The 212-nt window shown below is 45.3% G+C and carries 1 protein-coding gene; it reads left to right on the forward strand.

The annotated features are described in order from the left end of the window. A partial coding sequence (locus FE296_RS00020; protein ID WP_223868719.1) for a Tle-like phospholipase domain-containing protein occupies nt 1-212 on the forward strand: 212 nt, incomplete at both ends.

Here is a 212-nt window from a genome sequence, read left to right on the forward strand (position 1 = left end):
TGGCTCAATAACTTGTTTGGGGATACGGGCAAAAGTATAGATAAAGAGTTCGGACCTGATAATCAGTTGTACGAAGCGGAAGATTATGTGAAAGAGATGCAAAGTAAGTATCCCGATGCAGACTTTACACTTACGGGGCATTCATTAGGCGGGGCAAATGCACAATATGCAGCGGTGTATACAGGACTGGATGCAGTCACGTTTAGTGCGCC

Source organism: Paenibacillus sp. UASWS1643, from assembly GCF_008693195.1.
In the GTDB taxonomy this organism is placed as follows: domain Bacteria; phylum Bacillota; class Bacilli; order Paenibacillales; family Paenibacillaceae; genus Paenibacillus; species Paenibacillus amylolyticus_B.